We start from the raw sequence: 14,318 nt of genomic DNA, 5'->3' as shown, positions 1-14,318 counted from the left end.
TTAAATTAAATTAAAAAACATATAATTCAAAAAAAATGCAGCTAAATCTTGAATCAGAAATAGAAAGTGAACTAAAGCATATTATTCAGGAAGCTATTCTTTCGGGAAGTATAAATCCTGACTCGTTGCGAATGCTTATACTCTCGCCGGATAGTTCCTATGAAAAATTGCGGGTATACATCTTAGACGAATGGAGGGATTATTTTTATGAAGATGACACTCCTATTATTGGTGAAATCAACATCTCGAAATGGCTGGATGTAGCAGATGAAGCATTGGAAAGGCAGCTTGACCTGGACACATCTTATATAGAAATCGCGAAAGGGATTGACAAAAAATATCTCTTAACGCCTCCTGCTATTGATTTCAAGCACCTGGAAATTCTTGAGGAAGCTTATTTAGCATTTTTAGTTTGCTTGAGGGAAGAGCTTCTTTCCCAGATTGAAACTGCTCTATCAAATGTTGCCATTTCTTTTTCACATGCCGACTTTAAGAATATTGTTGGCTTTTTCACACACAAATTAACCTACAATCTGGAGGATGATTTATTGCTGCATGCCTTCAACAACCCAGAGGGTGGAAAAGGTGATTTCTATAAAGTAGAACTTGGTTTGCCTAATTACACGAACTCTGATCACTACTTACGTTTTCTTGAAAGCGGCATCCGGCTATTTTGTGTAGAGGGCACACAACTAGAAAAGTATAGTGAGAAATCAGAAGTTTACAGCTATGACATTTCTGATATAGCCTTTGTTTATTTTGAGGATAAAAAAATACATTTCAGGCTAAATGATGAGTTCCATAACTGGACGCTGGCACCTGGCATCACCAAAGTTGAAAAAGGGGATAAATCTGATGAGGATTTTTTACAAGCCCTCGGGCAATTTCTCAGCAAATTTCCAGATAAAATATTCAGTCCTAAAAATATTCCTCACCCGATAACTGAGAATGAACAATTTCAAGAGTGGCTTGATAAAGTTTTGGAATATAACCTGGAGATTTACCCCGTACACTTCGAAAAAATTTACAACTTTGGAGAAGCTGCTTATAGATATTATCTTCAACAAATCCCAAAAACCAGTGATCAATCTGAACGTGCATCACGTTTCCTGGCAAGTAAACTTTTTTATTCCGGGCGATTTCAAGAGTCCCTGGATATCTATGAAAATGCGTTAAAACTCGCCAATTATGAAAAGATCAAATGCCTTTGTGCGATGTTGTTTCTTCATCAAAAAGAAAAATATGGTATACTTCACTCCAGTATTGACTCTAAATCTGAACAAATTACCCTTGAGCTACTAGACACTCTATGGTTGCTTCGCAAACCTCTGGACGTTGATGCATTAAAAAGCATTGAAGAAAAAATCACACCACAATTAAATGCCAACAATCGCAGCGATACTTATTTAGTATCTGTTGTTTGCACCAAAGTTTATTCGCTTCTGAACGAGAGAGAAAAAGCCTTGCTACACCTGCAATCGGTACCTACCCGTGATACATTTGAGAAAGCAATTTTGGAGCAGGAACTAAAGCATGTTGATTACATCATGCAAGCATATGAGGAGTTACAGCAAAAAAACGAACTAAAAATCGCATTCGACAAACATGTAGAAAACCATTCGCTGGACACATCCCAAAAGAAGAAGGTTACAAGAGAGAAATCTACATACGATCATAGCTATTATGTAAACCATAAAATCGAGTTTAAGGATAACGTGTGGGTCTATCCACTCAGTGCGGAGTCGTTTGTTGCTGTTCGTGAGGAAAATGGCTACGAACTGGTCCTGGCAAAAATTTCCTCTGATAATTTGGTGGAAATAGTTCAGCAAATATCCCTCCCGGAAACCAGTAAAGTAAGATCGTGCCTATACTTAGATGGTATTGTGTACATGGCAGATGCGGAAAATGGGATTACAAGGTATAAGATATCAGAAAAATCAATTGAGTTAGATAATATTGTTTACAAAAACAAAAAATCTAAAGCGAAATACGAAACCTTTACGATTTCAGATGGATATTTATTTGCCAGCAATAATGAATATCTGGAGATCTTTGAATTAAATAAACCAGACGCAGCAGTGGTCTCCGATTCATTGTATATCAGAAATAGCTACCATTTGCTAGTGCGCCATAACCTGCTTGTTGTCGGAGCTGGTTCAGGTTTCTTATTTTTGGTTGACATTTCAGACAAAAAAAATCCTGTTTGTTTATCGATGATACAAGAAGATTCTACGCCCGAAAGTATGCACGTAGAATTTATTGACCATTATATGGTGAGCAGATCGGTTTATGATATTAAAGACCCTACGGAACCAAAGTGGATCAGCTATGTGGGTCATGATTTCGCATCAACTTATTATTTCGTGGAAAAACCTAAAGTGCCAATAATAAGTACAGGTTCAGAATTTCTATTTACGACCTTGAAACTTGAAAATGGTACACCAGTTTACACTAACTGGCTGGAAAGTCTAAACGCTGAAACTCTCGATTACGAATGTGCAATCTATAACATAGCTACCGCCTATTTTGGAGAAAAGTTGATCTCCTATACCCAGGATGAAATCATTTTTTGGGAGAAGGGGTCAAGTCCAGCCATAGAAAAAATAGATATACACAAAGCAGTTGAGACAATGGTGAAAAATTGTTTTCAATTCATCGTAGACGAATATCCAACATTTAGTATCGGGAAAGTAGTTTTACAAAAACCACTTTTTCAAAATCATATCAAGATTTTCTTCCATAAAAGTTCTAGTTTAACAATTCACAACGATAGCATCGAAGTACAGGCCTTACCCATTATTTCCAGTTCATTAGCAATATACAAGTATTACGAAGTGGAACTAAAGAAACCACTTGGCTCATCAAAAATGCAATTTGAATACGATGGCGAGGCTATCATAAAGCAGCTCTTACAGGACCGCAGATTCGAGGAACATGCTGCTCGGCACATGCTTGCATTAACGGATAAAGAAACTTCATACTTATTTTTTCCCACAAAACCATGGAAGCCATTTAGGGTCAATACCACTCAAAAACCAAAAGAATCAATAAAAGACATCATCCTTAGCAAGAATGATAATCGAATTGATCTGCTCATCGAAGAAATTTCAGAAAGCAAGGCACTTTTAGAAGAGCTCTTGGGTATTTTAAATATGAAAATATTTATACCAAAGGTTGTTCCCAAATTAACCAATAAGTTTACCATGCCTGAAGGGTCTGCTGAGATCACAGCTGAGCATCAAGAACCCGATGTGAAAACAAATTTGTCTAAAGATGATGTTGCTGAGGAGCAAGTGGAGCCAATAATGTATTCATCTCCTGTATACATTGTTGATCCTGATTATACACCGAAAGCAGAAACAGAGGGAGAGGCAAATAAAATCCCCGAAGGCTTTCTGGCAAATACCCCGGAGACGAATGATTTAAAATTCAAAGCGTTTAAAATCCTGTGTTTTCTTCCCGATAAAGTTCTTGTCAGAAACATTCTTTTCAATGGGATGAAGTTCGGCTATCTGCATTACAACCTGGATGTTATGCCGGATGATGGGCATTATGACGAGCTATTAATATCAAAATTCTTGAGCGACTATCACGATTTGTGGGAGGACTTCGGAAATGATGAGGAAATAAAGTTCTTTTTACTTTCCATATTAGATAAACTGTTAAATCCGGAATTGCAGGCACGTCTTGCCTACAGGTATAAGCAATACAACCACCCTTCTATTGCCACGCATATTCGAAGACTGCTAGAGGTTGGCTTCTCCTATAATACCTATGTTGGTGAAGCCACAGATATTGATCTCTCCACTCTTCCTCCTGAAGTTATCAAGCCCTTTAAAGCAGTTTTATTAGAGAAATTTGAAACCTATGAAAAAGCAGCAGATGACAATCTTAGAATTGAAGCAGAACAACAACTCGTTTTTTGTTATGCGCTTTTAAATAAGCTTGGGTATGAGCAAATACCCGAAATAGTTAACAACAAATTGTTGCGAGCTGTAAAAGAACGTGAACAATATGAACAAATATTTGAAGAGGAGGAGGGAGAGTACGAAGATGAAAGCATTTTTCTGGTAAAATTATACAGAAAGGCAAAAGTGAAACGCCTGATTGAGTATTACCAGACACCTTCCGGGTCAGTGTGGCCTTTGGAAGAAGCTCCTGAACTCTTTAGTGAATCCTGGAAACAGACTATAAAAACACTTTTAGAACAAGGTACGCTAAGTTTTGGTGACGCTTTTAAAACAGACTATATAAAACGTTTGGAGGAAAATATCCCTCTGGATAAATCGTATGAAAACGATCGCGAATTTGCTTATCAACTTATATGCTACACCTACAACCATATACAGAAAAAACCGGAAATGGCTTCTTTGATAGAACCATTGATGCTTGCTGTTGATAAGAACAAAGAGGCATTCCGTAACAAACTTGACATCCCGGCACTAAAAGATAAAAACAAATACACGTTGTTGCAGGCGGCATGGAACGATCTGAAAAATCAAAACTTTGATGTCGCAGAACAAAAAGCAGATGCCGTATTAATAATGGATCCTACAATGGGACAAGTACATTATTTAAAAGCAAGATTGTTGTGGCTAAGAGAGGGCATTCCTGCTTACTTGGCGCAACAGCAATATTTTATGGAAAAAGTAGCACACGATGTGGGTGCACAGGCACAATTGTACAACCTAAGTGGCTGCGCACTGGATACTGAAAAGAAATACGAAGAAGCATTGGCTTATTTTAATAAAGCGGCCTTATTGGCTCCTACAGATCCAATTTATATAGCCAATATTGCCGAAATATATTACAAGTTGGGTAAACCCAAAGAAGCACTTAAACATGCGAAAGCATCTATTGCGAATGGTAATGAGACAGCAATACTATTAGAAATTATTGAAAACAGTGGGGTTTTAATTTAACTATATTCATCAAAATATGAAAACAGAAAAATACAAAATTATAATTGAAGGGGAAGGATTACAGCATGTAAAGATTTTTAAGGCAGAGGGAAAAGGGTATGTTAACGATTGGAATTTCCCACTAATAGGAGATGAGGAACCTATCGTTTTTTCAGAATTTTACAATGAAACACAATTTATTGTAATGAATTGGGATGGTTGGATCCGTGTATATGATACTGGTACAAAACAACTTTTACTAGATCATAAATTGAATGGCAAGGTTGGTGCAAGAGCAATACTTTCTTTGGATAAATCGACCTTATATATTGCCTTTTCTATTGATTCCGGACAAAACTATTTAGCACAACTTTCTCTGGGTACTTTTGATTTAAAGACATATGAATTACCCCGAATTATTTATAAAACGATACAAATTAGAAATGACGGAAATCTTTTATTTTACCAGCACAATTGGAAATATGTAGGAGATAATAAAGTGTATACACATGGTTATTTGGTTCTCGATGTCAATACTAAAAATATTGAAGAGTATGAGTTGCCATATGCCCCGCAATTTTCATTTGAAATTCAGGCTCCGGTTATAGACCTTGAAAGAAACAGGGGGATTATGCCCTGGTATGATGTTGAATGCAAAACCGATGTTTTGGGAGCAACCGTTTTTGAATATAAAATCGTATTTTTTGATCTTAAAACATTTCAATTACTAAACATTTTATCTGTCAGGGATTTTACGAAAAGCCAATTAGGCAGTAACGATTATGATTGCGAAGAAATGGAGGAGTATTTTCTTGCTGCTGAAAAAAACAGCGGATATAATAATGCGTTAAGGGATTTTCACGAAAACCTGACAACTATTAAAGTAGTATCCGATGGTATCTGGTTGTGTTGGCGTAGTGGTATTCTTCGTAAAATAAATACAGATCAAATACTTTCTCCATTATTGGTAACATCTTCTCTACCAAACTCGACTATAACAGGAATGTTCAATCATGCTTTTTTTTATTCTCATTTATATCATATCGATAACTCAATTATTGTTTTTACTGATCATTTGAATTTTTTTAAAATCCCGTTGCCTGAGTTTGATTCTGAAAAGACAGAAACACTTATCGCTCTGGAATTAGAGAACACAAGTTTAGATGAATTTTATGCATTATATTATTCCAGTGAAAAACAAAAGGAAATTGAACAAAGGGACTATCAGCAAATTGTTGCCAATGACCTGCCTTTGAAACAAGGCTTTGTAGATGCATTACTTCAAATTGAAACAATAGTTTTAAATTTAAACACGTTAGGTATTGGCCCTAAATTATCATTTGTTATCAAAAATGCAAAAGGAGATATTATGTATGAGCCTGAATTCTTTGCAGAGGCAATTAACCATGATCCTGAACGAATCAAATCAATAATTGAAAAATTTATTGAATACCCCAAAATAAAATATGTTTATAGAAACCAGGAGGAAACAGCATTATGCCATGCAGTATATGAATTGGCAAAAAAAGAGGATATATACTTCACGACAGTACTCAGATACTTGGCTGCTATCGATTTGGATCATGATGTATTTAATATAGAAAACGTAATTCCATTATTAGAAAAAACATACACATCAAAAATTTTGTTAAAAAAGATAAAACCTCTATCAAAAGAATTGGCAGAATTGTATGAGGATTACATAGAGGAGAGAGAGGAATAACAGTTTTTAAAAGAATCCATAATTAACAGCAAAAATTATGTATACACTTCAACAAACTTTTGAGAAGTCTTTGGAAGAATACGAAGGCGAAAATGCAGAATTATTATCTATTGATGATGTGGTTACAAAACTTTTAAAGGAACTACCTAACATTTTACCCTATGGATGGAGGATGAGTATCTGGCTCTTATGATGGAAAAGGTAGCCCGCTTAGATATTTTCATAGAAATCCCTAAGCAGAAGGGGTTCACCACCATTTAGTACCTATCATGGCGCTGTATGGCTGATACATTGCAATGATTTCATGACCTATATAGGTAACTGGGAACATGAAGACTTCGTTGAAAAATCTCCCAATGGAAATGCTCAGGAGTATTATGACGAGATAGTAGATAATTATCACGGAGACGATTTTTATGAAGAACAATTTAGTCCTAATAAGTTGGAATACGCAGAAAGTTTATTCTATGCATTTGAATGTTCAACTTGTAAAACTCATAGAGGGTATGTGGAATAGAATCAGTAGAGATATTGCAGTATCAATCATTATTTATAGTGACTGATAATATCTTTTAATGGACTTACTTTGAAAAGTAAATACAACACAAGAGACATTGGTAAAAAACAGAACAAATGGATATAGATGAATACAAAGAACGTTCGCTCGCAATCGGTCAAGGGTTTCACAGTCTTTTAGACGATATGTATGCTGCCATAGACGAGGACGCCCCATTAGATGAAGTAACTAAATTACTAGAACGTGCCAACCATAAAATAGAACAGTACGAAAAGTTGTATTCGGAATCTTCTAAAGTATGGAGAGAAGAGATGGAATACGACCATTTAAAGTTGATAGAAGAAGCACATGATTTTATAAAGCAGTTGAAAGAGAAATACCTGGAAAGTAATTAACCGATGGGTAAGTAAAATAAGTATGTACCACAATTATAAACAAAGAAATTTATGGCGTATTATATGTTAGAATGCTACGGGATGGATGCTGAAGAAGAAGCTGCAGCACTCGGTTCCTGGCCAAAGTTTGAAGGTGTAAACTGGATGTTGGGAAGACCGGTAACAAAAGAAATCCCTACACCAATTATAATAGAGTTAGACCCCGACAATCCGGGGCTTATGATGCCTATGTTTTATTCAGGCGTTCTATTATTCAGCGATGAAATGATTGCCATATTGCACAAAATTGGCGTTACCAATTTTCAATGTTTCGATACCATTATCCGTGATACAGTAAAAGAAATAGACCACACAAATTACAAACTGATCAATATCATTGGGCTTGTTGCGGCTGCAGATTTTGAAAAGTCGGATTATGACACTCATGGAGGTACTGCCCTGATTGATACGGATTTTGATTCATTATCCATTGATGAAAACAAAATAAATGGACAGCGTTTGTTTCGTCTGGCGGAATCCGTAAATGGCATTGTGATTCATGAAGATGTAAAAAAGGCACTTGAAGAACATGGTATAGAGAATCTCGATTTTGTATTGCCTGAAGACTGGATAGGCTAAAAAAATGACATTATAAAAACTAAAAAAAATGGATATAGATGAATTTCAGGATCGGTCGTTGCAAGTTGGTCGCGGGTTTCACAGTCTTTTAGACGATATGTATGCTGCCATAGACGAGGACGCTCCATTAGATGAAGTAACTAAATTACTAGAACGTGCCGACCATAAAATAGAACAGTACGAAAAATTGTATTCAGAATCTTCTGAGGTTTGGCAGGAAGGTCTGAGAAAAAAGTATTTAGAGTTGATAGAAGAAGCACATGGTTTTATAAAACAATTGAAAGAGAAATATCAGGATATTTATTAGAAGAGTTCATGATGAAAAGATTATTCAAAATTTAAGTTTGGTAAATAAACACTGCTAACATGAGTATAAACAGTAAATCATTTGATGAAGTTTTAAAAATTGCGGAAAACGAACTTACACTTCCATATTTTTATTCCACACCCGAAAATATATATGCATTAAGCGGATTCGGGAATGATCCCTTACTCAGGCCGAAAATAATCTCCTTCTTAGAAAACAGTTTTGATATTCTGCGAAAAGTAGCCTGCGATAAAAAAACAGAGAAAGACAAAATTTGGAATTATGACACTCTTGTAATGGTTAACCATGTAATATTTGGTGCAATAGGCAGAACAGTCGGAATGCTTAACGCAACAGAACTTGCCCCACTGTTATATAAAGAGTTTGTGGACATGGAAGATTCAGTTTATCGGATTAATTATGAAGAAAAAGGAACTTTAGCTATTGCACTGAGCATACTGGGATATCAGGGAGAAATAAAAGAAATTCAGGATACGCTGGATGATGCAGTATCTAATGAACATTATATTCTGGAAAGAGAGGATATTCTTGAGATGTTTTACGCTTTCTGCATCTTAAAAAATGATAAAACAAGGGCGCTTGACTATCTGAGCAATCATAAACGAACTAAAAATTTATCACTTGTTGCCGCTGCGCTTGCAGATCTTGATGCTAAAGAAGGATTGCCTGTCCTGAAAGAAAGACTTCTTCAACTTAGTAGTCCATTTACTAAAGAAGCCTTTCTTGAAGCCATACATAGACTTGAAACACAAAAGGAGGCTCCTGCTCCTAAAGATCGTATGATCTGGATGTTTGGAAAACGCAGTACTACAGAAATTGAACTCGGACATGAACCGGACAATGCGTTTGTTTTGCGGGCAATAAAAAAGAATGGCAGCGAAGAGTTTGAAGAGTATTATGAATCATTCTATTAAAATCATTATGATTGATATATTTGCCTGCAAAGTCTTTTTTCGACCTTACAGGTATTTGAATACACGAAGCAATACCTACAAAATTTTTATCCAGCCAAAAAACACAATGCTTAAAATGATAAACCTTTATATTTTAGCCCCTGTTTTATTATTGGGATTTTTACTAGTCGCCCAAACCCAAAATACTGCGAAGTATAAATACATGTTTCGGAATACAATACTAAGCAAATCTAAGAAATATGAACTGGCTCCAGTTCTTCGTGGACGTGTTTATTATCCTCGTTATTTCTATATTCCGTTATTAAAACAATATATGGTGTATTCGGATTTAGATGAATCGGGAGATTATAGAGTATCAAAAATGGAGATTAAACCGAACGGAAAAACATATTCGTTATTGGATGAAAACGGAAACAATCTTGTTGTTTTAAAAACACCTTTGTCATTTTCTAACAGAAGCGGCTGCTTTTATGGTCCAACTTCATACATCCCTTTATTACAAACGGGCAAACCAGAAGAACTTCCTTATGATCAAATCCATAACTCAGCCTTAAATCTGGGGCAAAGAGATTTTGAAAAACTTTTTATACAATTATACACTTCATCAGAATATATAGAATTTATAAATCTTCGGGTTTTGGGTGACCAGGTTCATGAAGCGGGAGTGGTTTTTAAACGTCAGGGAAAAATTGAGATTTTGCTTTCGGGTGTTAGGGACAGCCGTATGGTTCGCCGATTTCAGGAAGACACAAAAAGAAATAATTTTGATGATTATTACCTGCCGGATATTTCAAAAAAAGAAACCTTTCCACAATCAGAACCCGCAATAGAAATGATCTGGCTGGAAACAACAAATACGAACCCTTTTGTACATTGGAGAATCGGCTTTAAGCGTGAATTTAGTATCGAAAAATACAAAACCCAATATTCATCAGGTTGGCAGGGTATTATGGAACTGGGCGGTATTCCCATATATGCGCCCGGAGAAGCATCAGGTACTGCTTATGTACGTTTTAAAACAAAAGGGGAAACATTCAGGATTAAGATTTTAGACGTTGAAAAAGCAAGCCTTATCCCGGCATACAATTTAGGTCTTCGCACTTTTCAATTGCCAAAAATTATCAGAACCAAAAATTCACTGGTGTTTATGGAATCAGTTCAAAATGGTGGCAGCAATCGTTTGGGTGGTGGTGTATTTGTGGTGCGGCCCACTACAAATACTAATCCATCTGCCGACATTCCTTCTGATATGACAGAGCAGCATTTTAATAGTTTGCCAATCACTTTGCAGGAAGCATTGTTGGATCTGGATAATACCGGCGGTCTAAAAATAACATCCAAACATATAACCAAATGGATTCCGGAAATTGAACGTCTAAAAAACCTAACTCATTTGGAGTTAAATACTGCAATGGCAGATATTCCGGATGAAATTGCAACCTTCACAAAATTAAAAGAGCTAACAATCCAACATGGAAAAATATCTCGTATTTCATCAAAATTAAGCGAACTTAAAGAATTGGAGAACCTGAATTTATTTTCAAATAAGCTTACAGAATTTCCTAATGTTATTTTAGAGCTCAAAAATTTAAAAAGATTACAAATTGGTGCTAATAAAATTTCAAGTTTGCCTGAAGAAATAAATCAATTAGAAAACCTGGAAAACTTAGACATTGTCCTGACCAATATTACCACCTTACCAAGCTCGATGATTGAGATGAAGAAACTTTATATATTTGACGGGCAAGTATTAGAAAATAAAATGCCAGCTGAGTACAAACACTTGTTTGATTATATGAAACACATCAAATACAGTCCCATTACATAAATAGTATCAACATGTATGTTATAAAAATCACACAAAATACAGAGGCGTGGCTCATGGCTATCTGCCAACACAAAAATGATGCTCTGACATATTTAGAAACTTTGTCTGATGAAATACAGGGTAATGCTTCTTTTTATGAAATCGAAATTAAAAAGTTTCCCCTTGTTGTAATTGAGAATATAGAAAATCCTCACGGATCAGCATCTTATTTTGAATTTTGCACAATAGAAGAGCTTCAGGCACGAATGGATTTATTACGAATACAAATTACAGATGATCCGGAACAGATTTATTTTAAATATTATTTTATTGATGAAGAATACTTTCAGGGAGTATCTGAACAAAATTATATGCAATACCTAAGGCATACTTTGGTAACAAATCAAGTTCTGGAGGAACCGTATGTCATTACTGTTTTTCATGAAGAAATAAAGAAATACGTTTCTAATTATGATATAGATGGCTTGGATAAATTGTTTGAGAAAACCAAAAACAATCCCACTTCAAAGCTTGAAAAAGAAAATCTCGCCATAAATGGATATGATAATTTGTTTTGGGAGATGAACTATGATCACGCCTGTGGTAAACTTACTAAAACCGGTATCGAATATTTATTGCCAATGGTTGAAAATATGGAAGCTTTGCTGGAAGAAAAAAAATGGCAACACCGGAGTTTTGCATTACATATTTTATTAGAAGAAGCATGCAAAGATACCCCGGAAACAGCCCTGGTGATTTTAAAAGATACTGTTGAAGCATTCGAACAGTATCTGATTTCACATCCGGAAGAAAAACTGGAGATTCATCGCTTACTTTCATTATCCTACCGCTGGATGACAGGAACTGATAAAGATACAGCCTTTCCATTCTGGCAACTAGCTGTGCAGGAATTAGAAAAAGCAATAGACTTTGATCCGGAAAAAGCCTCCTGGGCTTCCTTGTTGGAACTGATTTATATACCTTTTTCAGAAGATCAGAAAATAAAAGAGGGACAAGCTGAGGCTCAAAAGTTGTTTATTACCAAAATGAAAAACCTGGAAACAACTCTAGGGACGACAATCTCCTATCAGATAGCTTTGGCCTACCAACACTTGAATGAGCTTCCTGAATGGAAAAAAATTGAACACATCTTTCCTGAAACTTCGTTATTGCATTGGGCGGAGAAAGCAATTGCTTACAATCCGGATGAGATTACACGCATTGATTTATATCAGTGTGCCCAATTTTTTAATAAGATTGGATTAAGAACCAAACGAATTGATTTTCTGGTAAAAACAATTTCGTTGTACGAGCGTGTCCTGAAAGCCACGGATGATTGTGCGATGGAAGTGTACTACATCGCGAACCTTTGGAAACAGATTGCCGATATCCATATCGAAAATCATGCGCAGGCATTGGCTGACGAAGCGATCATGGAGGCCAAATCGCTGTATGAAAAGCATATCGATCAAATAAAAACAAACTCCTCTGCGTATTTGCACTATGTTGCGTTTCTGGATTATTGTTACACCTATGAAGGGAACACAGATAAACCTGCCCTGGCAGAATTGAAGATCAGCGCAAGTGAAGTGGAAACTCAATCAGAAGGATTCCTGAGCTCCCCATACAAGCTGCTCATGCATCTTGCATTGTATGAAGATGACGAATTTCAAGCCATAGTGCAAGCCACCAAATGTTTAATATTGCACGAGTTATGTGCTGATTCTACCTTTTATGCTCTTTATGAAGAATTTAAAGATTCGGATTTCAGTCGTCTAAAAAAGTTTTTAAAGGAAACCAAACAGTTTATGGAAGAGGTTGATAAAAATTATTACTATAACCCGGAAATTAATTGGAAAAAGCTAAGCAAGATGTCGGATGAAGAATTGCTCGCTTACTGGGAAAAGAGAAAAGAAGAAATAAGAAACAGGCCTCTGCATAATATTGAATAAGTTAAAAATTATGAACCATTTAATATTATGTCCCGATAGTTCATCACCGAGTTTAACATTTTTGAAAACATCCTGTGAACAATGGTTTGGGAAAGTGGGGCATGAGTTGGCATAAATAAAAAATACTATGACAGATACAATTAGCAAAGCCATTTTATCAGGAGATTCATTGTTCTTGAATTCCTATCTTAATCAAGGGGGAAACTTTAACAAAATGACACTTACAACACCAGATGGATATGGGGCTCCAGCCATTAAACTAGCTGTTCTGGCGCAATTGAAATACAATGTACCTAACGAAATCACTAGATTAGTTATTGAAAATTCGAGTATAGAAGACAAAGCTAGCGCACTACGTTCTTATTCGTCTGAAGATAAATACCTCAGAGAGATGGATATAGTATTAAAAAATGGAATTCCAGTTGATCTTATGTTTAAAAATCAGTCGGCACTTCAATTAGCTACCGGAAATGGAAATCAAAAAATGGTACATTTATTACTAGTTCATGGTGCAGATCCAAACTTGGAAGGAGAATATGGGAGTGCGTTAGAATCAGCTAAAGAAATACATTACGATCGAACTTTTCAACAGATGATGGAATCTTTTTTGATTGGTGAACAAAAATCACCATTTGATCTTGTAGAAAAAGAATCAATCATCTCACAAATTAATTCCTGGATCAGCTCATTAATTTCCTTTGCTAAAAAACACGCTAATCAAACATTTTATGTTTTAGCTATTGATGCGGGAAGATTAAAAGCCAACTCGGAAGAAAAATTTCTTTCTACGCTTAAAAAATATCAAGAAGAATATCCTAATTCTTACAATACTGCCGAAAAAATAAATAATCTAAAATTCAACCCTGGTGATTTTTCATTTCATTCTATTGAGGAGGAAAAAGATGAGCCTTTCATAGACTATAGTAAGGAGCTGGATGTATCGTTTTTGATAAGAAAAAAAGACGATAATAGAACAGCTAAAGATTTACTATTTGAAGGGTTATTATTGAATCAAAAATATTTTTTAACTGAGCTACGGGTGACAACTGATTTTAAAATCAAATCTCCTAATCATATTTATTAATTAGGATTACCCTTATTGATGGTCATTCATCGAATAATTATTTCTTGATTTCTTCAAGTGTGGCTGTTTTTCATTGCAA

At 35.5% G+C, this 14,318-nt stretch carries 10 protein-coding genes and 1 pseudogene; all 11 read left to right on the top strand.

The genetic code is table 11. The features are described 5' to 3' along the window. The first annotated feature begins 35 nt into the window (after positions 1-35). The 11 genes and pseudogenes from J2W48_RS19730 (at position 36) to J2W48_RS19685 (ending at position 14,239) form a co-directional block, all read left to right on the top strand. Positions 36-4,922, top strand: coding sequence for a hypothetical protein (locus J2W48_RS19730; protein ID WP_310283513.1), 4,887 nt, complete (start codon positions 36-38; stop codon positions 4,920-4,922). A 16-nt stretch (positions 4,923-4,938) separates the two neighbouring features. Beyond that, the gene (locus J2W48_RS19725) at positions 4,939-6,624 is read left to right on the top strand and encodes a hypothetical protein (RefSeq protein WP_310283511.1); all 1,686 of its coding nucleotides are present in this window, start codon (positions 4,939-4,941) and stop codon (positions 6,622-6,624) included. 37 nt (positions 6,625-6,661) lie between these two features. Then, a complete protein-coding gene (locus J2W48_RS19720) occupies positions 6,662-6,817 on the top strand; it encodes a hypothetical protein (RefSeq protein ID WP_310283510.1) in 156 nt (51 codons plus the stop codon). A gap of 66 nt (positions 6,818-6,883) precedes the next feature. Next, positions 6,884-7,141 (top strand): annotated as a pseudogene (locus J2W48_RS23165) (CbrC family protein); the annotation flags it as partial. A 116-nt stretch (positions 7,142-7,257) separates the two neighbouring features. Next, the gene (locus J2W48_RS19715) at positions 7,258-7,536 is read left to right on the top strand and encodes a hypothetical protein (protein ID WP_310283509.1); all 279 of its coding nucleotides are present in this window, start codon (positions 7,258-7,260) and stop codon (positions 7,534-7,536) included. Positions 7,537-7,587: 51 nt separating this feature from the next. Continuing rightward, a complete protein-coding gene (locus J2W48_RS19710) occupies positions 7,588-8,154 on the top strand; it encodes an imm11 family protein (protein ID WP_310283508.1) in 567 nt (188 codons plus the stop codon). Positions 8,155-8,182: 28 nt separating this feature from the next. Beyond that, a complete protein-coding gene (locus J2W48_RS19705) occupies positions 8,183-8,461 on the top strand; it encodes a hypothetical protein (RefSeq protein ID WP_310283507.1) in 279 nt (92 codons plus the stop codon). 59 nt (positions 8,462-8,520) lie between these two features. Then, entirely contained in the window at positions 8,521-9,396 is an 876-nt protein-coding gene (locus J2W48_RS19700) for a hypothetical protein (RefSeq protein WP_310283506.1), read from the top strand. A gap of 115 nt (positions 9,397-9,511) precedes the next feature. Next, positions 9,512-11,224: a leucine-rich repeat domain-containing protein gene (locus J2W48_RS19695; protein WP_310283505.1), complete on the top strand. Its 1,713-nt coding sequence runs from the start codon at positions 9,512-9,514 to the stop codon at positions 11,222-11,224. An 11-nt stretch (positions 11,225-11,235) separates the two neighbouring features. Beyond that, positions 11,236-13,155: a hypothetical protein gene (locus J2W48_RS19690; protein WP_310283504.1), complete on the top strand. Its 1,920-nt coding sequence runs from the start codon at positions 11,236-11,238 to the stop codon at positions 13,153-13,155. 127 nt (positions 13,156-13,282) lie between these two features. After that, on the top strand, positions 13,283-14,239 hold the full coding sequence (locus J2W48_RS19685) for a DUF4303 domain-containing protein (RefSeq protein WP_310283503.1): 957 nt from the start codon (positions 13,283-13,285) through the stop codon (positions 14,237-14,239). Positions 14,240-14,318: the final 79 nt, after the last annotated feature.

The sequence above is a fragment of the Flavobacterium piscis genome (assembly GCF_031457575.1).
GTDB lineage: Bacteria > Bacteroidota > Bacteroidia > Flavobacteriales > Flavobacteriaceae > Flavobacterium > Flavobacterium piscis_A.
Note: the sequence above shows the minus strand (reverse complement) of the source record. Positions and strands in the feature narration are given on the sequence as shown.

Bases quoted from the DNA above. Each gene is read 5' to 3' on its own strand.
- J2W48_RS19730 (WP_310283513.1), top strand. From the start codon at position 36: ATGCAGCTAAATCTTGAATCAGAAATAGAAAGTGAACTAAAGCATATT.
- J2W48_RS19715 (WP_310283509.1), top strand. From the start codon at position 7,258: ATGGATATAGATGAATACAAAGAACGTTCGCTCGCAATCGGTCAAGGG.
- J2W48_RS19705 (WP_310283507.1), top strand. From the start codon at position 8,183: ATGGATATAGATGAATTTCAGGATCGGTCGTTGCAAGTTGGTCGCGGG.
- J2W48_RS19720 (WP_310283510.1), top strand. From the start codon at position 6,662: ATGTATACACTTCAACAAACTTTTGAGAAGTCTTTGGAAGAATACGAA.
- J2W48_RS19690 (WP_310283504.1), top strand. From the start codon at position 11,236: ATGTATGTTATAAAAATCACACAAAATACAGAGGCGTGGCTCATGGCT.
- J2W48_RS19700 (WP_310283506.1), top strand. From the start codon at position 8,521: ATGAGTATAAACAGTAAATCATTTGATGAAGTTTTAAAAATTGCGGAA.
- J2W48_RS19685 (WP_310283503.1), top strand. From the start codon at position 13,283: ATGACAGATACAATTAGCAAAGCCATTTTATCAGGAGATTCATTGTTC.
- J2W48_RS19725 (WP_310283511.1), top strand. From the start codon at position 4,939: ATGAAAACAGAAAAATACAAAATTATAATTGAAGGGGAAGGATTACAG.
- J2W48_RS19710 (WP_310283508.1), top strand. From the start codon at position 7,588: ATGGCGTATTATATGTTAGAATGCTACGGGATGGATGCTGAAGAAGAA.
- J2W48_RS19695 (WP_310283505.1), top strand. From the start codon at position 9,512: ATGATAAACCTTTATATTTTAGCCCCTGTTTTATTATTGGGATTTTTA.